The sequence below is a fragment of the Anatilimnocola aggregata genome (assembly GCF_007747655.1).
In the GTDB taxonomy this organism is placed as follows: domain Bacteria; phylum Planctomycetota; class Planctomycetia; order Pirellulales; family Pirellulaceae; genus Anatilimnocola; species Anatilimnocola aggregata.
The window spans coordinates 2,517,649-2,540,330 of sequence record NZ_CP036274.1 but is presented as its reverse complement, the minus strand read 5'-3'; the positions used below and the strand labels follow the sequence as shown (position 1 = coordinate 2,540,330).

15 protein-coding genes are annotated in these 22,682 nt (G+C 58.1%); 6 read left to right on the top strand and 9 right to left on the bottom strand.

Annotation, left to right across the window (positions count from 1 at the left end; genetic code table 11):
- Nucleotides 1–479 precede the first annotated feature (479 nt).
- Nucleotides 480–2,243 carry a DUF3352 domain-containing protein gene (locus ETAA8_RS09700; protein ID WP_145087824.1) on the top strand — a complete coding sequence of 588 codons (1,764 nt, stop codon included), beginning with the start codon at nucleotides 480–482 and terminating at the stop codon, nucleotides 2,241–2,243.
- A gap of 112 nt (nucleotides 2,244–2,355) precedes the next feature.
- Here the strand turns inward: ETAA8_RS09700 and ETAA8_RS09695 are convergent, their stop codons facing one another.
- The 3 genes from ETAA8_RS09695 to ETAA8_RS34515 form a co-directional block, all read right to left on the bottom strand.
- Nucleotides 2,356–3,708 (bottom strand): ABC transporter permease, encoded by a 1,353-nt coding sequence (locus ETAA8_RS09695; RefSeq protein ID WP_145087823.1) that lies wholly within the window; start codon nucleotides 3,706–3,708, stop codon nucleotides 2,356–2,358.
- A 37-nt stretch (nucleotides 3,709–3,745) separates the two neighbouring features.
- The gene (locus ETAA8_RS09690; RefSeq protein WP_145087822.1) at nucleotides 3,746–4,999 is read right to left on the bottom strand and encodes an ABC transporter permease; all 1,254 of its coding nucleotides are present in this window, start codon (nucleotides 4,997–4,999) and stop codon (nucleotides 3,746–3,748) included.
- 104 nt (nucleotides 5,000–5,103) lie between these two features.
- A complete protein-coding gene (locus tag ETAA8_RS34515) occupies nucleotides 5,104–7,686 on the bottom strand; it encodes a GEVED domain-containing protein (RefSeq protein ID WP_202921711.1) in 2,583 nt (860 codons plus the stop codon).
- A 236-nt stretch (nucleotides 7,687–7,922) separates the two neighbouring features.
- Between ETAA8_RS34515 and fae the strand changes: the two genes are divergently transcribed.
- From fae to ETAA8_RS09670, 3 genes are all read left to right on the top strand, one after another.
- Nucleotides 7,923–8,528 carry a formaldehyde-activating enzyme gene (gene fae / locus ETAA8_RS09680; protein WP_145087821.1) on the top strand — a complete coding sequence of 202 codons (606 nt, stop codon included), beginning with the start codon at nucleotides 7,923–7,925 and terminating at the stop codon, nucleotides 8,526–8,528.
- A gap of 233 nt (nucleotides 8,529–8,761) precedes the next feature.
- Nucleotides 8,762–9,778, top strand: a complete 1,017-nt coding sequence (gene galT, locus ETAA8_RS09675; RefSeq protein WP_145087820.1) for a galactose-1-phosphate uridylyltransferase — start codon at nucleotides 8,762–8,764, stop codon at nucleotides 9,776–9,778.
- A gap of 189 nt (nucleotides 9,779–9,967) precedes the next feature.
- Nucleotides 9,968–12,139, top strand: a complete 2,172-nt coding sequence (locus ETAA8_RS09670; RefSeq protein ID WP_145087819.1) for an alpha-amylase/4-alpha-glucanotransferase domain-containing protein — start codon at nucleotides 9,968–9,970, stop codon at nucleotides 12,137–12,139.
- A gap of 288 nt (nucleotides 12,140–12,427) precedes the next feature.
- Here ETAA8_RS09670 and ETAA8_RS09665 read toward each other — a convergent pair whose 3' ends face one another.
- From ETAA8_RS09665 to ETAA8_RS09655, 3 genes are all read right to left on the bottom strand, one after another.
- Nucleotides 12,428–12,970 (bottom strand): peroxiredoxin, encoded by a 543-nt coding sequence (locus tag ETAA8_RS09665; RefSeq protein WP_145087818.1) that lies wholly within the window; start codon nucleotides 12,968–12,970, stop codon nucleotides 12,428–12,430.
- Between the two features lie 89 nt (nucleotides 12,971–13,059).
- Entirely contained in the window at nucleotides 13,060–13,554 is a 495-nt protein-coding gene (locus ETAA8_RS09660) for a GNAT family N-acetyltransferase (protein WP_145087817.1), read from the bottom strand.
- A 9-nt stretch (nucleotides 13,555–13,563) separates the two neighbouring features.
- Nucleotides 13,564–15,063 carry a hypothetical protein gene (locus tag ETAA8_RS09655; protein ID WP_145087816.1) on the bottom strand — a complete coding sequence of 500 codons (1,500 nt, stop codon included), beginning with the start codon at nucleotides 15,061–15,063 and terminating at the stop codon, nucleotides 13,564–13,566.
- Nucleotides 15,064–15,579: 516 nt separating this feature from the next.
- On the opposite strand from ETAA8_RS09655, the gene ETAA8_RS09650 reads away from it, so the two are divergent.
- Nucleotides 15,580–16,611: a DUF1559 domain-containing protein gene (locus ETAA8_RS09650; protein ID WP_145087815.1), complete on the top strand. Its 1,032-nt coding sequence runs from the start codon at nucleotides 15,580–15,582 to the stop codon at nucleotides 16,609–16,611.
- Between the two features lie 56 nt (nucleotides 16,612–16,667).
- Nucleotides 16,668–17,156: a hypothetical protein gene (locus ETAA8_RS09645; protein WP_145087814.1), complete on the top strand. Its 489-nt coding sequence runs from the start codon at nucleotides 16,668–16,670 to the stop codon at nucleotides 17,154–17,156.
- A gap of 176 nt (nucleotides 17,157–17,332) precedes the next feature.
- Here the strand turns inward: ETAA8_RS09645 and ETAA8_RS09640 are convergent, their stop codons facing one another.
- From ETAA8_RS09640 to ETAA8_RS09630, 3 genes are read right to left on the bottom strand one after another with little or no spacing between them, the layout of a single operon-like run.
- Complete coding sequence (locus ETAA8_RS09640; RefSeq protein WP_145087813.1) at nucleotides 17,333–17,809, bottom strand: hypothetical protein; 477 nt, start codon at nucleotides 17,807–17,809, stop codon at nucleotides 17,333–17,335.
- A gap of 33 nt (nucleotides 17,810–17,842) precedes the next feature.
- The gene (locus tag ETAA8_RS09635) at nucleotides 17,843–21,034 is read right to left on the bottom strand and encodes an efflux RND transporter permease subunit (protein ID WP_145087812.1); all 3,192 of its coding nucleotides are present in this window, start codon (nucleotides 21,032–21,034) and stop codon (nucleotides 17,843–17,845) included.
- Nucleotides 21,035–21,081: 47 nt separating this feature from the next.
- Entirely contained in the window at nucleotides 21,082–22,509 is a 1,428-nt protein-coding gene (locus tag ETAA8_RS09630; protein ID WP_202921709.1) for an efflux RND transporter periplasmic adaptor subunit, read from the bottom strand.
- Nucleotides 22,510–22,682 lie beyond the last annotated feature (173 nt).

Here is a 22,682-nt window from a genome sequence, read left to right as displayed (position 1 = left end):
TTTTCGCGCCAATCAGGCGGTACCGCAGGTCAAATCATAAACGCATCTCCTCGACAACCATCCCACTGACCAGACCGAGCCAGATCAGACCAGGAAGGTTGCCTAAGTCCGGGCAGCGATGTGCTGGTGAAGCAGTGCAGCGTGGCTTTCTCATCAACCTTGGCCGATCGCTTGCGATCGTCATCAAAGGCTGGCAATTTCGCCCCAAACCATGCTCATTCACCCACTCGCTACCAAGCAAAACAGCACACGACGCCAGCCAAAGCTGCACTTCGGGCCATCCGCAAATTGGGAGTGATCCGTTAATTTAGCTTTTTGCTGGCAGCTTGACCAGTTGGTCAGGGCGGAATTTTGACACAATCGGCAGATTCGCGGCAGCCCCGTCTTGAAACTAGCCCACCGCGCGGCAGGTATGTCTCAGCAAGCAAACCCCACTCGTCTCTCCTATTGTTCTCTCCGCTAGCCATTCGGTGCCAAAGATGCTGACTTTCGTCCGTCCATTCCTCGCCGGCTGCCTGCTGGCATTGGTTAGCCTGACTACTCTGCCCGCCCAAGCTCAGCGCCCGGTTGCCCCCAAGTTGCTGCCCGAACAAACGCTCGGCTACTTTCGGATCCTCGATACGCCCCAGCTGATCGAGCGGTTTCGCGAAACCAGCTTGGGCCGCATGGGGGCCGATGAGCAGATCAAGCCGCTCGTTTCCGAGTTCTACGCAGCCCTGCAGGAGTTGTGGGGAAATATCGAGGACCGCGTTGGGTTGCCCCTCGATCAGGTTCTGTCAGTGCCGCAAGGCGAAATCTGCATCGCCTTCATCTCGGTTCCCGAAGGACCAACCGGCCTGGTCATTATCATCGATGTGAAAGATCGCCTGCTGAATGCTCGCAAACTGTTGGAGAAAGGCGAGATCTTCGCGGCCGAAAATCAAATCACCAAGACGACTGAGAAGCTCGACGGCTACGACATTCATCTCTTTGCCAACCAGAATGGCCGCACTCAGGCCGTGCAGCTCGAGCGCGACGGTACCATCGTCATTACCTCGGGCAAGAACGTGATGAAACTCTTGCTCGACGCTTGGGACGGCAAGTTGGAAAAGACGCTGGCCGATAACGATCGCTTCAACACGATCATGAATCGCTGCCAGGGAACGCCCGACGACCCGCCGCAACTCACCTACTTCGTCGATCCGGTGCAAATCGCCAAGATCGCAGCCCGCGGCAACTTCGCCGCGCAAACTGGCCTCGCATTGCTGCCGGTGCTCGGTGTCGACGGCATCAAAGGTGTCGGGGGGAGTTTGATTTTTTCCTCTGGCGAATTTGACTCCGTCAGCCACATTCATTTGCTGCTCGAAAGTCCCCGCAGTGGCGTCGTCGAGATGCTCGCGCTGGGAAGTGGCGACACCGCGCCCGAGCCGTGGGTCCCTGCCGACTCGATGAACTACAACACCCTGCACTGGAAGTTCGGCGATACTTATCGCCTCGGAGCCAAGCTCTATAACAGCTTGATGGCCGAAGGGGCCGCGGAAGCGGAGGTCAAAACGCGCGTGCAGGAATGGGTGGGGCTCGACTTCGAAACCGAGATCCTCCCGGCCATGGAAGGGCGCGTCTCGCACGTCGCCTGGATCGAGAAACCAATCAAACTCAACAGTCAGGCGAACATTCTCGGCATCAAGCTTCGCGACGTGAAAGCCTTCCAGCCCACGTTCGACAAACTGCGCGAAAAATTCAAAGAGAACCTCGAAGAGAAGGCCTATGCGGGCGTCACTTACTACGCAATCAAAACACCGCCGCCAGCCAACGAACCACCCGCGAACCTCCGCCGCCCCGATCCCTGCATCGCCACTCTCGGCGATTACTTGATTCTGACCGACAGCTCGCAGGCAATTCAGCAGGCCATCATCACCCACAGCCAACCGGGCACTTCGCTGGCTGCGGAACTCGACTACAAGTTAATCGCCAGCAAGATTCGCCGGCAGAATGGCGGCGAAACTCCTGGTCTGGTTCGCTTCACGCGTCCTGAAGTCGGCATGAAGCTGCTCTACGACCTGGCTCAATCCGAAGACACCCAAGGCATGCTCTCGCGGCAGGCAGAGTCGAATCAGTTCTTCGGCCGACTCGAAAAGGCAATGAAAGACAATCCGTTGCCCCCCTTCTCCGTCATCGCCCGTTACTTTGCTCCCGGTGGTGCCATGATCGTCAACGACGAAACGGGCTTTCATTACACCGACTTCACGCTGAAGAGGAAGTAGGGAGGAAGGGGCCAGGGAATACGGACCAGTCCTAACAAACGCCCCCGGCCCGTCCCGGGGGTTCATTGGCTTTTGCACTACCGATGCTCGGCCGCACTCTCCAGGGAACCAATCAGCGGAGCGAGTAGAGCGGTTTGACCAGCATCGCGCTAATGGCGGGGAGCAGGCCGCCGAGAGCGCCGATGACGAGGGCGACGGTCATCCCCGCGGCGATGATGTCGCCACTCACGGCCATATCGAGGGCCACGAATTTGCCCCCCCCTTGGCCGCCACCGATGATGCTCTTCACTTCATAGCCATCGGCCAAGGTGCCGAGCGCACAGCCCAGGGCACCGCCGAGCATGGCCAGGCAGAGAGACTCGACCAGGAACGACGACAGAACTTCGGCCCGTGAATAGCCGAGCATTCGCAGCACGCCGATATCGCGCGAACGCTGGGCCACGGTGGCGAACATCGTGTTCATCACGCCGAACAGACCGCCAATCGACATCACGGCTGCGAAGACGATGATCGCAAACAGGAACTGCTTGCTCGTCTCCTGCAAGCTGGCAAAGTATTCGGTCTCGACATACGCCTGCACGCTCTTGGCGTAGTCGTTGTTCAAATAGGCCTTGAGTTTTTGTGCTTCCGGTGCGCCCGCGGCCCGAAGTACCACCGAAGAGTACGAATTCTTGCCGAACATCGGGGCCACGATGCCGCGCTTGGCCCAAATCTCGGAATCGAACGTGGAGCCGGTCGGTGCCATCACGCCGACGACCATCCATTTGCGCTCGCCCAGGGTGAAGAAATCGCCAATATCGAGATGCGCACGATTAGTGGCTTTGGCCAACTCGGCGCTGGTGCGCGTGCTTCCCAGTTCGCGCGCCATGCCAATACCGATAACTGCCTCCAGCACGTCGGGTTGCCCCTCACCGCCGCTGGTCACTCCTTCGCGCGAGAGCCAACGGCCACCAGCAAGTAGCGACATGCCATGCACGCGGGCAGCCATCGGAGCATCGTCGACGCCGCGCACTTGCAAGAATCGTCGCCCCGCGGCACGGCCGGAATCTTGATTCTCAATCGGCTGGACGACCACCAGGTAAGTCTCGGGACTGGCTAGTGGTTCGTTCGTTTTTTCGTCGCGCAGAATGCCCGGCTGCAGCACTACGTCGGTGACCACATCGACCGTCAAATTGCTGAAGGTTTCATCCTGAAAGCCTTCGGAAATAACCAGCACGTTGCCGGGCTGGCCGCTCGACTTAGTCAATTCGACCATGCCGTTGACAAAGGCCAGCATCACCGTGAGCAGGCCAATTACCAGCACGAAGCCAATCGCGGTCAGGACCGTCGTCAGCCAGCGGACGGACAAGTTTCGCAAGTTGTAACGGAGCGGCACTCGCCCCCAGAGGGTAAGCATGATCATCAGGCCCACGGCCGTGACGAGCGGAATCAAGCTGAGCGGGGAAATGTTGAATGCAGAAAACATCTTGCTCGATCTAATCGCTTGCCTGTTGTCGCCAACCTTACGCCACCTTCGAAAACACATCCGTCACTTTTACCGAGCAGGCCGACCACGCCGGCCAGACGCTGCCGACGAATCCCGCCAGCAACCCAATGGCGGGGCCCCACCAGAGCGCGCCGGAAGAGATGAAGAACTTGCCGAAGAAAGCAATCGGCAGCGCGAAGCCGCCGAAATAGTCGTTGATTAAGAAGTACGCACCCCACGAGCCGAACAGCCCGGCGAGCAGGCCGAGAATCATCGATTCGCCCAGGACCAACAGCAGAATTTGCCGCGGGCGAAAACCGAGAACCTTCATCACCGCCAGTTCTTGCCGCCGCTCGCGCACACTGATGCCGATGGCATTCGCACTCACCACGCACAACGAAATGATGGCCGCCGGCGTGAGCAGAAATCGCATGCCCCAGAATATATCGCGGTATGAGTCGAGGAAGTTCGCCACGCCAGAGGCAGCGGTCTCGCACTTCACCGCCGGATTGGTGAACGCGGGCGAAGTGCTGATCTGCTCGGCGATCTTCTGGAACTCCTGCTTGTTGTTCACACGGAGCCAAAACAGGGCGAGACTCCGATCGGCCTGCGGGTGTTGCTTGCCGGCGTGCGTGCGCGGGTAAGCATCGATGGCGTTGTTCAAATACTTGCGGTTCATGGCTGCCGACTGATCGTACCGCCCCGCACCGGCGGGGAATTGGCCGACAATCTCGAACTCCAAATCGATCTCTTTGAAGTTGAGGCCATACAACTTAATCCGGTCGCCGATCTTCTTATTCAGCCCTTTCAGGCGATCGCGCCCCAGGATCAATCCTTGCTGATTCTCTTCGAGCCTGAGGACCGCCTGGTGAAATTCTTCTTTCTCTTGACCTTCAAGCTTGTCGAGGTCGTCCATCATCGTCTCGAGCTTTTTGGGCTCAAGCGCGAAGGCGAACAAGATATTGTCGCGAGTCATCTGCTTGGGATCGAGCGAACCACCATAGAACTGCCAGGTCATGGAGTCCGCAGGTTTGATATCCCCCGGGTTACGAGCGCCCCCTTCTTCCAACTGACTGGCATAGGCGAAGGGCATGCGACTGGGGATTTGCCAGCGTTCGGTGACGATAGCTTTCAGGTCTTTTTCTTTTTCGGTTGTTGCTTTGTTCAGGAAGTCGAGAATCGACCAGACCAGCGTGATCACCAGCACCAGCATCACGGTCGCGCCAGCTGTCAACAGCGACCGCAGCTTGTTGCGGCGGACGTTTTTGAACATTAAGAGGAGAAATTTCATAGGCGGCGGTGAGCGAAGGGGGTGTCACGATTTGCGCACGCCCCAGTGTATCATGCCGGCCAGAACCGGTTGAGAGCAGGTTCCACACCTCTTCTATTGCCGCATCAGTTCTTTTTGTCACCCAGATTGACCGAACGATTGAAGTCGTAGAGTCGGTCGCGGAGTGCATAATCGAGAATCCAGTCGCGACCGACGCCGGACCAGATCTGATCCACCGTGTTCTCTGTGGGAACAGTCGAAGCATCGAGCAAGCTGTCGAGACCGGCGATGCGGGCGGTAAAGGACTGACTGGAATTCCAGATCGCGGCGATGGTCAGAATCGTCTCCCGATCGTGTTCGTGGGTCCACGTGCCGCCGATCAAGATATCGTCTCCCGCAAGGCCGAAGAGACGATCGACGCCGGTACCACCAACGAGAATATCCCGCCCACTTCCGCCGTACAGATAGTCGTCGCCACTGCCACCATCGAGCACGTCGTTATCGTTCTCGCCGTACAGAAAGTCGTTTCCTTCCTCACCAAAGATGAAGTCGTTACCGCTGCGGCCAAAGAGGAAGTCTTGCCCGGTTCCGCCGTAAAGTTCGTCGGGGCCTTTTTGGCCGGTGACGTAATCGTTGCCGGTTCCGGCGAACACGGTGGCCGGCTTCGTTAAACGCGGGTCGAGCAGGACGTAATCACCACTCTCGAAGACATTCACCAGCAGGCGGTCGAAATCGTCCGTAGGAATCGTTTCGAAGGTGCGGTTGCGGATCATAGTCCGCGCAGGACGATGCAAAATGGGAATGGCGGGGACCGACGTGACGGTGATTATGTCGCGCCCCGTCGTGCCGGTGATTACAAGCAAGCTGTCGCCCGGATGGAGAGGATCTTCGATGATCATGTTCGAGCCCGGCGCGGCAGTCACCAATTCGATGGCGTAGTCCTCCACTTCGCCATCGGCAGCAGCCCCAGTCGGCTCCAGTTCTCCCGTGCTACTCAGGCGGAAACGAGCGTACGTCGTCCCTTCCTCAGCGTCGAACGGAACATTGATGATCAGAGTGTTCAGGTCCGAACTCACCTCGCTGCTGCTGGCGATTTGTTCTCCCTCGTCGGTGAAGTCGCCATCTTGATTGAAATCGATCCAGGCATCGAGATACCCGCTTTCACTCGCAACAAATTCAATCTTCGCACCATAGCCGGCCAAAAGCGCACTCGCCATCGTCACGCCGTCTTCGTCATCATCGCCAGCACCGTCCCCGTCATCGCCCAGTGCATCGGCAGAAGGAAGTCCATCCTCTTCGTAATCGACACCAGCGCCCAGGAAGAGAGTTCCCTCGCCATGCGTAGGTCCATCGTCTGCGAGCAAAGTGCCATAAGTCTCGGGCGCATCGCCGGTATCAATCGCCCCTTCGCCGCCACCCCCGGCCACACCGATGGCTGCCAGAACTGCCTCGACCACTTCGGCGGCAGTTGAAGCTTGAAAGAGCGTGCCGCCGGTACCATCTGCGAGCGCTTGAAATGCCGCCAGGGCGCTTGAATCGCCGCCGATCACAATCGGCAGAATTCGAACTGAACTGGCCGTTGACTCGCCGCCAGATAACAAGGGGGCAACGATCGGCGTCGCACCTTCATTGTTCGCCGCGTCGATGACACTGCTAATGGTGTAGCCGGTGAAGGGTTCGGGATCGTGCGGCGGAGCATCGCCCATCACAATGATGAATTTACTAACACCCTCACCACGCCACTTGCCCAACGACGTCGAATCAATCGCGTGCATCAAGCCAGAAAGCACCGATTCGGGAAAATCGCCGCCCCTTCCCAATTCCAAGGCTTGAATTCCAGAATTGGCCGTAACTTCACTGCCCGTGAAATCCTGGACATCATTGGCGGGATAGTCACCAGGATCGCCATAAGGAGACGTAGGAAAGTCTCGATAGTCCACGACCGAAATTCGCGCGTCGATCTCGCCATCGACTCGAAAGCTTTCATGAACTTGAGCAATGATCTCGGCCGCCGAGGCTTGTACTGCCGCGATATCGTCGAACATGCTGCCCGTGGTATCGATCACAAACGTCAAATCGATTCGGTTGGCTGCACCTGTGCCGAAGTTCGCCGCCGGCACGGGAGTCGCGAAACCGGGATAGTCCCCACCGTCAAAGATCGTCGACGGCGCATCGACCACGGTGCCAGTCGCAGCGAGTAATCCCGCAATGAACGAATTGGAATTGAATCCCTCGCCCGGGGTTATTTCTGGAAACAGGTCGTAGTCCAAATTGTCGGCGTAACCATGCAAGCGGCTAATCAGCGCATTGACCCACTCCCGTGAATCAGCAAAAGCCGCAGGCTTGGTGAGTGTATGCAACTGGTCGGGAGTATGAACGGCAATGTCGTTGGTGCGATTGAATCGTGCGACCAATCCAAATTCATCGCCGGCACCCAGTGAGAGTGCAAATGAATCGTCGGGGCGTCTGACAAACAATGGATCTTCGTCGGCATGACCATCGAGATCAGCATCCGTGTAGGCCACCTGCGGAGTAATCAAGAGTGAGAGATGGTCGAATATCAAAACCCCTCCAACCTCGTGCGTTTGCAGTTGCACGTTGTACTGCGCATTCAGTGAAGCCAGCAAATTTCTCTGCTCCAACCGTTCGAACAAGGGTTGAAAAAATCGAGTGACTGCAGACCGACGAGCGTTGCGGCGAGTGGACATGGCAGGGCCCTTTTTCAAGATGTTCGAGCAAAGCGTGGCGAGCGATGTTTGAGTTCGCGCCGCGCATGCTACCCCTTACGGAAGGGGGGTGCAACTATCTGCAAGTGGCAATTTTAACACCAGGCGCGGCTTGCCGATTCCTTGGCAGTCCGTCGCTGGCTAGACTGATCGGCCGCCGATGAAGCTATTTTTGATCCGACAATTCCACCCACGAATCCACAGCGCGGAGAGTTACGATGGCAAAGAAAAAGCCTGCCAAGAAAAGCAAAGAACTGAAGGCCAAGCATAAGAACGAGGAGCGGATCATCCTGCGAACGGGCGAGGCGCTCGTTGAGGGTGAGCCAGCCTATTCGGCGGCCGAACCGGAGGTGGTGATCGGCGAACTCGACGGCCCCGTCGGTTATGCGATTGCGAACCTGATCGGCGACCAGGTGAAGGGGCATACCAAGGTTTTTGCCATTCTGAATAGTGACGTTCAGATTCGCCCGACGACGCTGATGGTCAGCAAGGTGACGGTCAAGAGTTCGAAGTACACCAACATCCTGATGGGCACGGTCCAGGCGGCCATCGCCCACGGTGTGCTGGATGCGGTTCGGGCAGGCGATTTGCCCAAAAAGAAGGTGAACGACCTCGGGATCATCGTCTCGGTGTGGCTCGACCCCAGCATTGTCGACGAACCGTCCGTCGACTTCGAATTGCTGTTTCGCACCAATCGCGAGGCCACCGCCAAGGCCATCGGCAAGGCGATGCGCAACGAACCGTCAATCGACTGGCTGCTCGACAACCAGGACAAAGTGCAGCATTACTTTCATCAGTTGGCCATCGAAGGGAAGTTAGAGTAACGCTGTAGGCATTTAGTAGGTCACATCGGCCCGATGTGGCGCTCGTTTGGCAAATGTCGGGGTGGCTGAAGGTATCTTGGGCGATCCAGCAGGTCGCTCCGTAGCAGGGTGACAAGTTGTCAAAACTTGGCCGAAAATGCCGATTTTCGGCCCTACCCCCTTTGAGACAAGGTGGGGGGATGTTGTTAAGATGGGCTTAACCCTCCTGGCCCATTTGCTCGACAGGCCCCCGCATGCCCGAGTACCGTCAAGATCCACTCTCGCAACGCTGGGTCATCGTCGGGAGCGAACGCTCTTCTCGACCCCAGGAGTTCGTAGAGCGAACCGACCGTCCCAGCGATCTCAACTGCCCGTTTTGTGCCGGCAACGAAGAACAAACTCCTCACGCGGTGCAGATCTATCCCGCGACTAATGGCCGGGCCAAGACATTTCCCTGGCAAGTGCGGGTCGTTCCCAATAAGTACCCGGCCGTCACGACCGAAGTCCCCGCCTCGCCGACCAGTCAAAACGGCTCGCTCCATCGACACGAAATCGGCTTTGGCCAGCACGAGGTGATTATCGAATCGCCCGAGCACATTACCAGCTTGAGCGAACTGTCGCTGGCCGATCAGGTACTCGTCTGGCGGGCCTATCAAGATCGCCTCCGCACGCTGCGGCAAGATGGCCGTTTCAAGTACGTGCAAATCTTCAAGAACGTCGGCGCTGCCGCGGGTGCTTCCCTCGAACATACCCACAGCCAGGTCGTCGCACTTCCCTGGACGCCCCCCGACGTGCAAAGCGAGGCCGATCGCTTTGGGCAACATCAAACCAAGACGGGCCGCTCGCTGCTGACGCAAATCGTCGAAGAAGAACTGGCCTCCGGCGAACGGATCGTCGCTCAATCACCGCGGTTCGTCGCCTTCTGTCCCTGGGCGAGTCGCTTCCCCTATCAAGTCTGTCTAGCGCCGCGCAAACAGGCTGGCACCATCGAGCAATTGCAGGCTGGCGAACTTAGCGAACTGGCAACGATTGTGGGTGAGGTTATCGGTCGAATCGAACGTGCGCTCGCGCGTCCGTCATATAATCTGATTCTGCACACGGAACCCTTTGACATTGGTTCGCACGACCACTATCACTGGCATATCGAGATTTTTCCGCGCCTTACGAAGGCGGCTGGCTTTGAGTGGAGCACGGGTTGCTGGATGAACCCCCAACCGCCCGAACAGGCCGCCGCCCTGCTGCGTGAATCGGGCCTCTCTCCGGCCAGCTAGCACGCGTGTGAGTCGATCGGTGAGTTGTTTGATGACCGGCCGCGCGGAAGTTCCGATTGAAATAACTAGCTAATTGGTATCAAGCTTGCCGATGTTGAGGGACGACTGTCGCTCGCCGCGCACTGGCGCGGCAAACAACATCAGCTAGCTGCCTGGTTCTGCTCTCTCGTCACGATGGTGATTTGGGCTATGAATGCGATTCGCCTTTGCTTGGTCTTGCACAATCATCAACCCGTCGGAAATTTCGACGGCGTCTTCGAGCAAGCCTATCAAGACAGCTACCTGCCGTTTCTCGACGTCTTCGAGAGCTACAGCGACCTGAAGATTTCGCTGCACACCAGCGGACCGCTGATGGAATGGCTCGACGAGCGCCATGGCGAATACATCGACCGCGTCGCGAGGCTAGTTGCTGCGGGGCGAATCGAAATCGTCGGCGGACCGTTCTACGAACCAATCATGACCATGATTCCCCCGCGCGATCGCGTCGGGCAGATCACTACCTATACCCGTTGGCTCGAGACGCGCATCGGCGCGCATGTGCAAGGGATGTGGATGCCCGAGCGCGTCTGGGAACAATCGCTGACCGGCGACCTGGTGAGCGCGGGCATGAAGTACACGGTCCTCGACGATTTCCACTTTCGCAATGCGGGACTGACGGAAGATCAGCTTCAAGGGTACTACCTGACCGAAGACGACGGCAAGGTGCTGTGCGTTTTCCCAGGGAGCGAACCACTCCGCTACACCATTCCCTTCCAATCGCCCCAGTCGAGCATCGACTACCTGCGCGGCATTGCCGACAAGCATCCCGGCGCCGTGGTGGTCTTCGGCGACGACGGCGAAAAGTTCGGCACCTGGCCCGATACGAAGAAGCACGTCTACGAAAACGGCTGGTTGCGGCAATTCTTCGATGCCCTGCTGCACAATCGCGATTGGCTGCAGATGAGCACTCTGGCCGAGGCTTATGAGAATTCGCCGCCGGTCGGCAAGATCTATCTGCCCGACGGCAGCTATCGGGAAATGACCGAGTGGGCCTTGCCGGTCAATCAGCAGCTTGAATACGACAGCATCACGCACGACCTGGAGCACGACCCGCGCTGGCCGCGGATCAAGCGGTTTGTGCGCGGCGGTTTCTGGCGAAACTTCAAGGTGAAGTATCCCGAAACCAACGAGATGTACTCACGAATGATGATGACCAGCCGGCGCTTCTCGCAGGCCGAACGCGAAGGTGCTTCGGGCCCCGCGTTCGACAATGCTCGCCAGGCACTCTATCGCGGTCAATGCAACTGCCCGTATTGGCACGGCGCGTTCGGCGGCATTTATCTGCCCCACTTGCGCAACGCGATCTACAACCAGTTGATCGCCAGCGACAACCTGATCGACCAGGCCACCGGCAAAACCGGCCCGTATGTCGAAGCGACCGTCGACGATTACAACTTCGATCTGAAGCAGGAAGTGCGACTCAGCAGCGACAAGCTGATTGCCCTCATCGCGCCAGCCCAGGGGGGCATGTTATACGAATTGGATGTGCGGTCGATTTGTCACAACCTGGGAGCCACCCTCACGCGGCGGCCGGAGTCGTATCATCGCAAAGTGCTGGCCGGCGCCTCGGGCGCGAATGGGAATGTGGCGAGTATTCACGATCGTGTTGTGTTCAAGCAGCCGGGGCTCGACGAGCGATTGCAATACGACCCGACCAATCGCAAGAGCCTGCTCGACCATTTCTTCGAACTGGGTGCCACGCTGCAAGGTGTGAGTCGAGGTGAAGCTCGCGAACTCGGTGACTTCGTCACTGGCGTGTACGAAGCGAAGATTCGCCGTGCGAGTGACCGCATGCAAGCGCAGCTGACTCGCACGGGCTGGGTGAACGGTCGCGAGATTCGCATTACCAAAGCGGTGACAATGGCAGCGGGGAGTCAAACGCTGGAAATTGCCTATCAGCTGGAGAATCTGCCGCCGCACGAACTGGTGCATTTTGGCGTCGAGTTGAACTTCGCCGGTTTGCCTTCGGGGGCCGACGATCGTTATTTCCACGACTTGACCGGCAATCGCTTCGGGCAACTCGGCACACAACTCGACCTGAACGACATCAACCAGTTGGGTCTGACCGACGAATGGCTGGGGATCGATGTGCAGTTGGTGGCCAACCGCCCGACGAACTTCTGGACCTTCCCGGTCGAAACCGTCAGCCAGTCGGAAGGTGGCTTCGAGTTGGTCCATCAATCGGTCGCGGTCCTGCCGCACTGGCACATCCGCGGTGATGCCGCCGGCAAGTGGACCGCCACCATTCAACTCACCACCAGCACCGCGCTCGCCGAACGCCGGATGCTGCCCAAGCGCGATGCCGCCGTGGTAATGTCGTAGGTGGATTCGTAGCGTGGGCTTTAGGCCACGTTGATCGCAGTTGTAGAGTGGGCTAAAGCCCACACTACAATTTCGCGCAGACGAACTTTATTCTTCTGCTGGGGCGGCGAGTGGCTCAATCGGAGCCTGCTTTTCCAAGGTAGCTGCAGTAAGTCCTAACTTGGTACCTCGACTTTCGCCCCTCCGCCAAGCTCCTCTGCTCGTCCCATCCAATCAAAAAGAAAGGGCGGCGGCCGTAGCCATCGCCCTTGAGTTGGTCAGTAAGAAGTAATAGCTTCGGTTGACGGACTACGACTTCTTCGCGCCGACGCCGAGTTCCTTCAACTTGGTAGCAATGTCGGCGCCATGCGAGTCGGTCTTTACAGCCTTGTCGACGTGCAGCAACTTGCCGTCTGCACCGATGTAGAACGTCACGCGGCCAGCCGCGGTGCCGGCAGCATTCAGAATGCCGTACGCCTTGGCGACCTTGCCATCCGGATCGCTGAGAATCGGGTAATCGAGCGACAGCGACTCGGCGAACTTCGTGTTCTTCTCTACGTCATCGGTGCTGGCGGTGAAGTAAGCAGCATCGAGTCCCTTCAGCGAGGCGCTGTTTTCCTTCATCGACTTGCACTCTTTGGTGCACCCGCCGGTAAAGGCACGGGGGAACCAAGCCACCACAATCGCCTTGTTCGTTTTCTGCAGTTCCGACAGCTTGTAAGTCTTGCCGTCGCTCCCCTTCAGTTCAAAATCGGGGGCGGCATCGCCTGCCTTCAGTGGTTCGGCGGCATTCAGCAGACCGGCGGACAAAGCAAACACCAAACCCAATCCTAAGCACAGCCACGTTTTCATCTTATTCGTCTCCGAAGAAGTTGTATGTTCAAAACCGCTCGTCAAGCTAACTCTTCCGCGGGCAACATTCAACCAGCGAGAGCAGCCAGTTATGCCGGGATCGGGAGTTCGAGGCAGTAGTTGAGAAACGCCGCGCCGCGGAAAAAGACGATCTGGTTACGCAGTTCACGAAAGCCGAAGTGCATAAAGAAGGGGCGCGCGGTGATGCTGGCCTCGGTGAAGATACGCTCGCAGTTCCACTGGCGGGCTTGGGCGACGATGGCACTCAGGATCAACCGGCCGACGCCTTGCCCCTGATGATCGGCCGAGACGAAAAAGCGGTCGAGATGGCCGCTGGGTTCGAGATCGCCAAAGCCGGCGATAGTTCCGTGCGCTTTGTCAGCGACTTCGGCCACAAAGGTCCGTTTGCCGCCAAAGTTCTTGGCCCAGGTCTCCAAGGTGAGGTCTTCAGAAGACCACGCCGCGATTTGAGCGGGGCAATAGTCGCGGCAATTCACGCGGCGAATCGTCTCGCGAAAGAGGGCGAGTAAGGCCGCAGCATCGGCGGGTTCGTAATCACGCAGGCGATAGACGGGCGAATTCATAGCGCCTGTTTAGCTCTTGATCGCGAACTCGATCATGGCTTCGCCCTGTTTGCGGCCTTTGAAATCGGGCTTGGCCTTCAAGTCTTGAATCGTCAATTCCAGCCGATACTTGCCAGCGGCGAGTTCGGCAGGGAGATAGATGCGATAAGCGAGAAAGTAGTCGCGGCGATAGTTGCGGCAGATCTCGCGGTCGAGTGGTAGCTGACGTTCGTCGATTAGATTCCCGGCGGCATCGTAGATTTGGTACGAGCCCTGCAATTCGGTCTCGAACGACGTGGCCGACTTCTCTTCGGCGGCGAAGTTCTGCACTTCGACGTACAGAATCACCTGCTGTTTGGGAGTGAACTCGGCCCGCGAAAATTCGGTGTACCAGCCGAAGCTTTCGACCTTCTCGCAGAACATCAGGTTCGAAAGATCGAGCTTGCTGGCGGCAGAAAGCGAATTATTCACTTCCTGCAGCGAGCGGAGGATCTTCGCATTGCGCGAGCTGGGTCTCTTGGCATCGTCGGGCGAGAGCCAGGTGGACAAGGCGAACATCATTTGCTTGAACGCTTCGCGTTCGGCGGGGGGGAGTTGTTCGACCTTGTCGACGGCATCGTCGTTGCGGTCGGCGATCAACTGCAACAGGCGGAGCTTCTGTCGCAGTGCCGGCAACTCGGCTTCTTCTTTGCGATCGGTTCGCTGACGAATCTCGCGTTCGAGCGCAGCGATATGTTTCTGGCACAACTCATCGAGTGCTTCTTCTTCGACTTTCGCCGCTACTGGGTCGTCAGCCGGTGAGGCGGAAGCATTGAGCGTGTGATCGGGGCTCGGCAAACTGCCTTTCACATTTTCGGGCTGATGCGAGACGAGTGCGATAGTCGGCGCGGCGACGGGTTCGATGGCCCGCGCAGTGGGAACAATGGACGCGGGTGGTGCATAGTATTCGTGCGGTGCGGGGACGAGTGAATTCAAACTGCCGAGGGGCGTGGTCACCGGCCAATTCCGTTCTTGCGAACTGAGCGCCGTCTGCACAGCGGTTTCAGCTGGCGCGGGTGGCGTCACCGGCAAGTAGTGCTCGCGCGATTCGTACGGATTGGAAGCCGAAGCAGCCGGAGCTGTGGGCTGCTGGGGTTTCGGTTCGGTGCGAATCGGCAAGCGGCCGGCCAATTGTTGAGGGTCGAGCGGACGCGCGGCCGGGATACCCGTTTGTTGCAAAGGCAAAGCCTGCGGCTGCACGAGTGGCAGCGAAATTGCAGGCCCTGTGCTTGCCGCAGGATTTCCCGGTGCAGGACTCGCAGGTGCGGCTTGAGGATTGTTCTGCTTAACTGCCGTGGGATAAGGACTGGGCTCTTGAATCAACTCGGGGGGTGGCGACAGCTTCCCTTCGAACTCATCGGCGGTGAGCGAACTAAGCAGATCGTCGTGCTTTCGCAGCCCCAATCCCGGCAAGGCGCAGCCGGCGATCGTCGCCAGCGTCAAGACGCCGAGCGTTGCGATCTGCCAGGGGAATGCGAAGGGACGAATCACGTGGGCCAGTTCCTCTGAGTGCTAGTGACGATCCATGATCTCACCAGCGCAGGGGGAAGTTGCTTCGGCAACAATTGCCGGCGGATAGTAGTGAGCGCGTCCGTTTCGTGCAAGTGAGATCAGACGCTCGGTCGCGGCGAGCACCAGCGGCTGAATGAGCGAAAATTCAGCTACCACAAAACTGCTGGCATGAGCGTTGGCTGATTTGTGCCATCAGTCTTCAAGGGGGCCAGCAGGGGGCACGGCCACTATCCAGATCATTTGCTAGATAACGCCGCGGGTCTGGCAAACTACGTCGAAAGTACCGGGAAAATCGGCGTTCTCGCCCTCTTTGTGATATCTGGCACGGACGTTGCGTTTAGCCGCATTCAACGTCCCCCACCATTGCCCCGACCTGGGCAACTGCCGCAACGGATTGTGTCACCCGCCTGCTGAAGTGCTCGCCCGGATTGGCGTCAGCCTTCGGCTGCTCACCTATTTCGAACGATTCGAGTTTTGTGCTGAGGAGAATTTCTGATGAAGCGCCGAGGTTTTACATTGATCGAGTTGCTGGTGGTGATTGCCATCATCGGCGTGCTCGTGGCCCTGCTGTTACCTGCCATTCAAGCCGCACGTGAGGCCGCTCGCCGCACGCAATGCTCGAACAACATGAAACAGCTTGGCATTGCCATTCACAATTTTCACGACACCAAGCGCAAGCTCCCCAGCGGTGGTCGTCCACCCACCTCGAGCACGATTCGCTGCGGTGTGTTCGTCTACCTGCTCCCTTTCCTCGATCAAAAAACGTTGTGGGACCGATACGACACCAGCGTAACCTGGAGCCATGCGAACAACCTGCCGGTGAGCAGCTTGGATCTGTCGTCGTTCAAGTGCCCTTCGTCACCCAAGCACGGTGGGCTGCTGGACCATAACCCAGACGGCTATAGCGCTGGCTCGCCGTGGACCGGCATTGTGGCCAACGGCGACTACGCCGCTTCGCTGGGCGTCGATCCGGCGTTGCCAGCACTGGCCTCGGCCCTGTCGCCACCGCAAGTGGTCGTCGGCAGCTCGTCGACCATTTCGACCGCTTCGCAAACCACCAACGGCTTCCTGCCGAAGAACGCAGCTCTGACCTTCGCCGATATCACCGACGGGCTATCGAACACCATTGCCATTTGGGAATCGGGTGGCCGGCCTTACGTCTATCGCCGTGGCACGCTGGTCAATAACGACATTACGAAGGCCCACCTCAATGCCGGCGGTTGGGTGCGCCCGGCCAGCGACATTCTGTTCGCGGGTTCGAACTCGACCGGCACGACGGTGCCAGGCGTGTTCATCAACCGCACGAACGGCCGCGATGTCGGTACCGAAAGCTACGGCAGCTCGGGTTATCCCAGCGTCGGCACCGAAGGATCGAGCCAGCCCTATGCGTTTCACCCCTCGGGTTTGAACGTGCTGATGGGCGATGGTGCGGTGAAGTTTGTGGACGAAGGTGTGCCGATTGGTCTAGTCGGCGCTTTGGTGACCCGCAACTCGGGAACCAGCGAAGCTGCGATCTCCGATTTCTAAACGGCCGCTACGAGCCCTCGTAAAACTGACTTTAGTTTGAGAAAGATGGAACTGTTATGAAAAATCGACAACTCGCGGCGCAGAAAGACTCGCCGCTGAATATTATCGTGGCCTACCTGACCTTTACCGTGGGCGTGATGCTGTTTCTGCTGCCGATGTTTTCCGGCTGCGGTCGCACCGAGAAGCGCATCAAGGTGGTGCCAGTTACCGGCAAGGTTACGTTCGCGGGAGAAGTTCCCGCGGGTGCCACCATCGTGCTGCATCCGGTCGGCAAGTTGGAAGTCGCCGATGTGGCTCCTTCGGCGACCGTCAAGAACGATGGTACCTTCAAGATCAGCGTATATGGCGACGGTGACGGCGCTCCTCCTGGAGAGTACGTCGCCACGATTGAGTGGTTCAAGATCGTTACCGGCCCCAATGGCGATGGTGGCGGTCGCGGACCGAACGTGATTCCGGTGAAGTACTCGCGGAAGGACCTGTCGCCTGTGAAGGTGACAGTGACCGACGCGCCCACCGAACTGCCGCCAATCACGATCACGCGCTAACGATTTGCGGGCCGGAACCGGACAGAGGCTTTCCCGCGCCAGAGGCTGCATCAAATGGGTGCAGCCTCTGGTCATTTCTTGGCGCTGCTGGGCAATTGGTAGAGCCGCGCTAGTAAGACTTGCCTCAACTCCGCTAGAGCGCATCTAAAGGCCCATTCGCCAGATCGTACTGATTCCTAGTGGTCGTGATGTTCGAGGTTGCCGCTGTAAGACGTGCCATTGATCGTCACATTCAGGCGGCCGGTTGTTTTGGGAGCTTCGAGCAATTCGAGGACTTTCTCGTCGACGAGCACGAACCGCGAGGAGCCACCCGTTTCGCCTTCTTGAGGTGAAGCAGTGAGCTTGGCTTGCTGCGGTTCGCCCGCGGCGACAAGGTTGAGCAGGAGTTCAGGATCGGCGATGGTCACTGCGGTCTTGGCATCAGGGCCAAGCAGATAAATGGTAATGGTCTTGGACGCATCGTCGTGCGTCAGTTCAGCATGATATTCACCTTTCTGACCGAGTTCGATCAAATGCCCCTTGTGGGGACCTTCTTCGGCATGCTCGTGGCCGGTATCGGCTTTGGCAGGAGCCGGTGGGGCAGCTGGTTTGGCGCAACCGAGCACGCAGTTGAACGAGAGAGCGAGGAGGAAAGTGGCGTTACGAAGTGACATGAGATTCTCCCAGTGAAAAAGAAACAAAAGTGGTTAGGGTTGGCTCGCCACGGCTACAGCTGAAGCTGCCGGCGGTATGAGCGATTTTGGTTCATCGGCGAATTCGTCAGCTTGTTCGTCGTCGTGCAGATGCAGTTCCGCTGCGCGACGACCGAAGCACCAGAAGAGAGCTGGATGGACAAAAAAGTCGAGCAGCGTGGAACTAATCAGCCCGCCAAGGATGACGGTTGCCACCGGATATAAAATTTCTTTGCCGGGCTCTCCTGCAGCGAGCACCAGTGGCACCAGCGCGATGCCCGCCGTGAGCGCCGTCATCAGCATGGGCGCGAGGCGTTCTTTTCCAGCCCGCTCGATCATCTCGGGGATGAATTGTTCCCCTTCGTGCTTCACTAGGTGCAGGTAATGCGCGATGAGGAGAATGCCGTTGCGCGAGGCAATGCCAGAGAGGGAGATGAAACCGACCATGCTGGCCACGGTGAGCGACTGGCCAGTAATGACCAGCGCAGCAACCGCGCCGATGGCAGCCATCGGCAAGGCAGAGAGGACTTGCAGGGCGAGATTGGTGGAGCCGAAGAGGGTGTAGAGTGCCAGGAACATCGCGGCGAGCGAAATCAGACTGAGGAGGCCGATCATTCGCGTGGCATTCCGCTGACTTTCGAATTGCCCACCGTATTCGAGAACGTAACCCAGCGGCAGTTTGGCTTCGATCGGCTTCAGCTTGGCTTGAATGTCGGTCACCACGCTATTCAAGTCGCGGCCAGCCGTGTTGCACTGAATGATGATCCGGCGTCGCACGTTCTCGCGATTGATGGTATTGGGCCCACTTTCGCGGCGAATCGTGGCAATCTGACTGAGAGCCACGCGACCACCATCGGGCAGATTCACCGACAAGCGTTCGAGTTGATTGAGGTCGCTGCGATAGGCATCATCCAAGCGGACGACGAGATCAAACTTTCGTTCGCCCAGCACGATCTCCGAAACGGTTCGACCATTCAGAGCGGTTTCGACAAACGCGTTTACGTCGTCCGACGACAATCCATAACGGGCCAGTTGATCGCGATTCAACTCAATCTGCAGCTGAGGAATTTCTACCTGCTGTTCAACCATCAGGTCTTTCACACCCGGGACGTCCTGCATGGCAGCTTCCATTTCCTTGGCGGCGCGGCGCAGGATTGTCAGGTCATCGCCATAGAGCTTGATACCGACCTGAGCCTTAATGCCCGAAAGCATGTGCGAGATGAGATGCTGCAGCGGCTGTTCGACGGCGATCACCACACCGGGAACCTGCGTCAGCTCCTCGCGCAGTTCGGCGAGGACTTCTTCGCGATCTCGCCCGCTATGTTGATCGAAGCTGATGATGATTTCCGACATATTCACGCCCTCGGCATGCTCATCGAGTTCAGCGCGGCCGGTGCGTCGGCCGAAGGCGACTACGCCTTTCACCTTGGCGATGCGCTCGTCGACCATGTGTGCGATGCGATCGGATGTCGCCAGCGAAGTTCCCGGCGGCAGGATGACATTCACCTGCACGCTACCTTCGTTGAACGGCGGGAGAAAATCGCGGCCGAGTTGTGTGACCGTGATCAGGCTGATGGCGACGGCGACCGCCACTGTCGCCAAAATGGGCCAGGGATGGCGCACGCTCAGGCGAATCGCAAAGCCAGCGATCCATTTCAACCAACGGAGGAGAAAGCCGTCCTCTTCATGCTCCATGAACTTTGCCCCCGGCAGCAGCCAATACGATAGGACCGGCGTGACCGTGAGGGACACAAACAGTGAGGCGATGATCGAGACGATGTAGGCAATGCCCAGCGGCGTGAACAGCCGTCCTTCCATACCACCGAGCGCGAAGAGCGGAATGAACACCAGCACGACCAGAATGGTGCTAAAGACGATTGAATTGCGGACTTCACTGCTCGCCTCATACACGACGCGCAGCGGTGATTTGGGTTTCGCAGCGTGCTTGTTCTCGCGCAAGCGGCGAAAAATGTTCTCGACGTCGACAATGGCGTCGTCGACCAATTCGCCGATAGCCACCGCCAGCCCGCCGAGGGTCATGGTGTTAATCGACATCCCCGCCCACTTGAATACCAGCCCGGTAACCACGATGGAAAGTGGAATCGCCGTGAGCGTGATGAACGTCGTGCGAAAGTTGAGCAAGAACAAAAACAGCACGATTACCACCAATATGCCACCGTCGCGCAAGGCCTCGATGACGTTGCGGATACTCAGGTCGATGAACTCTTTTTGCTGATAGACATTGGGATTGATTTGCACATCGGCGGGGAGCGTTGGCTTCAGATCATCGAGCGCTTTGATCACGCTGCTGGTCACCGCCCGAGTATCAGCACCGGGCTGTTTCGAAATGATAATCATCACTGCGGGCGAACCATTGACGGCCGCTTCGCCCCGCTTGACTTGCGCCGCTTCGCGAATCGTCGCGACTTGATTTAGCAGGATGGAGCGATTCGACGAAGACTTTACGACGACCCGATCTAGTTCGCGCACATCGCGCAGGCGCCCCATCGAACGAATCAGCAGTTCCTGCCCACCATCTTCCAAGTAACCGCCGGTTGCGTTGGCGTTGCTGGTGGCAACCGCGTGCTCAATATCCTGGAGCGTGACATCGTATTTAAGCATCGCCTCGGGATTGGCGAGCACCTGGTACTGCTTGCGACCGCCCCCCATCGTGATTACCTGGGCGACGCCGGGAATCGTGAGCAAACGCTGGCGAATCACCCAGTCGCTAAGTGTGCGAAGTTCGATGGAATCGGTCTTGTTGCCTTCACTCGAAATGCCAATCAGCATGATCTGTCCCATGATGGACGAGATCGGCGCTAAGTGTGGCGTAATGTTCTTGGGCATGCGATCGGCTGCGAGCGCCAACTTCTCGGCGACGATTTGCCTGTCGATGAAGATATCGGTGCCCCAGGCAAACTCCACGTTGATTACCGACAGGCCGACACCTGACGAACTGCGTACAGCCTGCACACCGGTGGCACCGTTGAGCGACGATTCGAGGGGAAACGTCACCAGCGTCTCGACTTCTTCCGGCGCCAGGCCCGGGCACTCGGTCATCACCGTCACGCGCGGGCGGTTGAGATCGGGGAAGACGTCGATGGGAAGATGGTAAAGTTCGTAACTGCCGTAGACTGTCAGCACCAGCGCGAGCGCGATCGTAATGGTGCGATATCGCAGCGACAGTTTGATGATGGAGTTGAGCATGGAGCAGTGGCCGGAAATGTGAGGGGACGCGCAGTGAAGGCAAGAAACTAGTGGCTATGGCCCGCATGTGGGTCAGGTGCGCCCCCTGATTTATTCTTGATGGCAACTTGCAATTGCTGCGCGGCCCGCAGTGCGACTCGGTCGCCGGGAAAGAGTGAGCCGTCGCTGGCGATGACGGCGCGGCGAGCATCGCGATATTCAACATGCACACTGCGGCGCTCGAATTGATCGCCATTGGGGCTGAAGACGTAAGTCTCGGTTCCATCCTGAGCAATGGCTTCGATTGGCAGCACAATGCGATTGGGGAGTGTTTCGACCGGGATCTCCAACTGCACGCGTTGCCCGGGACGAAATCGCCAGGAATAGAACCGTCGCCCTTCTTCCCCCTGAAAGTCACGCTGCATGCGATTGGGGAGCGTGACAAAAAAGTCGAGCGTCCGCTTGGTGGGTTCGATCTTTGTTGCCAGGTATAGAACCTGCAACCCTTCAATCACTTCGCGCTGGCCGCCGTCAGCCTCCAGCACTGCGGTGACCGCGGCCTTTTGATCTGCTGCCTGACTGATGTCGGCTACGTCGCATTCGAAGGCTTCCCCTTCGATGTACAACTCCGCATGATCGGCCAGCGTGGCGAGCGTGGTGCCAGCTTCGACTTGCTGTCCTTGCGCAACCTTGATTCCCTGCACTTGAAAGATAGTTCCTGCGGGCGTGCGACTACCGTCTTCGGTCACCGTTGGAACCGTGACCGTTAAATCACGAAACAGCTCGCGCTTGTCGATGATCGTGCTGACCTGTTCGTTCGTCAGCCCGTGCAACAGCAAGGCTTGTCGCTTGGAACGAAGCGAGGCTTCTCGTTTTTGCTGTTCGTATTTCTGTTCGATGATTCGCTTGCCGGGAATTGCTCCGTCGGCTGCCAACTTCTCGAGTCGGGCAATTTCCTTCTTGATAACTTCGAGTTCTTCGACCGTCTCGAGCAACGCGGCCTGAGTTTGGACAAGCTCCTCGTGTGTCAGTCGTAGCTCGAACAGCTTGCTCCCGGCGGCGAGCGATTCCCCTTCGATGGGAAAGATCTTCATGATTACGCCCGTTAGTGGCGCGGTGACTTCGACCACCGAACGGCCAGGACGCTCGATCACCATGCCGGGGACCGAAATCGTTTTTTGAAACGACTCGAGTTTGATGGGCTGAATGAACTCATCGGTCAGCCCGATGTTCTTACGGGCCTGAGCGCTGAGTTGGATTGAATTGGGGCTCTCATGGGGAGCATGCGACTCGCCCCGCCCTTCGTTAGCCTGCTTGCCGGGTTCTGCAGCAGTAGGAATTGCTTCTGAGGAGTTCAACAGCTGCCTGGCTTGAGGCAGCCAGAACTGCTGAAAGACGGCAGCGGTTGCACAAGCAGCGACCACAACGATGACGATCATCAACGGCCCGGTTCGTCCCGCCGTGCGATGATTCGCTGGAAGAATTTTCTGCGACATGGCAGTAACCTCTGCAAGGCTGGCGCAACCGCTTAGAGGGACGAATGAACATCCGCTCGCGTAGTTGCACTGGCAGGATGCCGGTGGCATCCGAAAGTTCTGGCAAAATAGAAAGCAAGAAATGTGCGCCGCCGAGCAATTGTTCGGCAAGGCAATGAGTGAACAACGCAGCA

Excerpts from the sequence above, each read along its gene's own strand:
- ETAA8_RS09645 (WP_145087814.1), top strand. The coding sequence starts at position 16,668 with ATGAAAAATCGACAACTCGCGGCGCAGAAAGACTCGCCGCTGAATATT.
- ETAA8_RS09650 (WP_145087815.1), top strand. The coding sequence starts at position 15,580 with ATGAAGCGCCGAGGTTTTACATTGATCGAGTTGCTGGTGGTGATTGCC.
- ETAA8_RS09660 (WP_145087817.1), bottom strand. The coding sequence starts at position 13,554 with ATGAATTCGCCCGTCTATCGCCTGCGTGATTACGAACCCGCCGATGCT.
- ETAA8_RS09640 (WP_145087813.1), bottom strand. The coding sequence starts at position 17,809 with ATGTCACTTCGTAACGCCACTTTCCTCCTCGCTCTCTCGTTCAACTGC.
- fae (WP_145087821.1), top strand. The coding sequence starts at position 7,923 with ATGGCAAAGAAAAAGCCTGCCAAGAAAAGCAAAGAACTGAAGGCCAAG.
- ETAA8_RS09695 (WP_145087823.1), bottom strand. The coding sequence starts at position 3,708 with ATGTTTTCTGCATTCAACATTTCCCCGCTCAGCTTGATTCCGCTCGTC.
- ETAA8_RS09665 (WP_145087818.1), bottom strand. The coding sequence starts at position 12,970 with ATGAAAACGTGGCTGTGCTTAGGATTGGGTTTGGTGTTTGCTTTGTCC.
- ETAA8_RS09670 (WP_145087819.1), top strand. The coding sequence starts at position 9,968 with ATGAATGCGATTCGCCTTTGCTTGGTCTTGCACAATCATCAACCCGTC.
- ETAA8_RS34515 (WP_202921711.1), bottom strand. The coding sequence starts at position 7,686 with ATGTCCACTCGCCGCAACGCTCGTCGGTCTGCAGTCACTCGATTTTTT.
- galT (WP_145087820.1), top strand. The coding sequence starts at position 8,762 with ATGCCCGAGTACCGTCAAGATCCACTCTCGCAACGCTGGGTCATCGTC.
- ETAA8_RS09630 (WP_202921709.1), bottom strand. The coding sequence starts at position 22,509 with ATGTCGCAGAAAATTCTTCCAGCGAATCATCGCACGGCGGGACGAACC.
- ETAA8_RS09700 (WP_145087824.1), top strand. The coding sequence starts at position 480 with ATGCTGACTTTCGTCCGTCCATTCCTCGCCGGCTGCCTGCTGGCATTG.
- ETAA8_RS09690 (WP_145087822.1), bottom strand. The coding sequence starts at position 4,999 with ATGAAATTTCTCCTCTTAATGTTCAAAAACGTCCGCCGCAACAAGCTG.
- ETAA8_RS09635 (WP_145087812.1), bottom strand. The coding sequence starts at position 21,034 with ATGCTCAACTCCATCATCAAACTGTCGCTGCGATATCGCACCATTACG.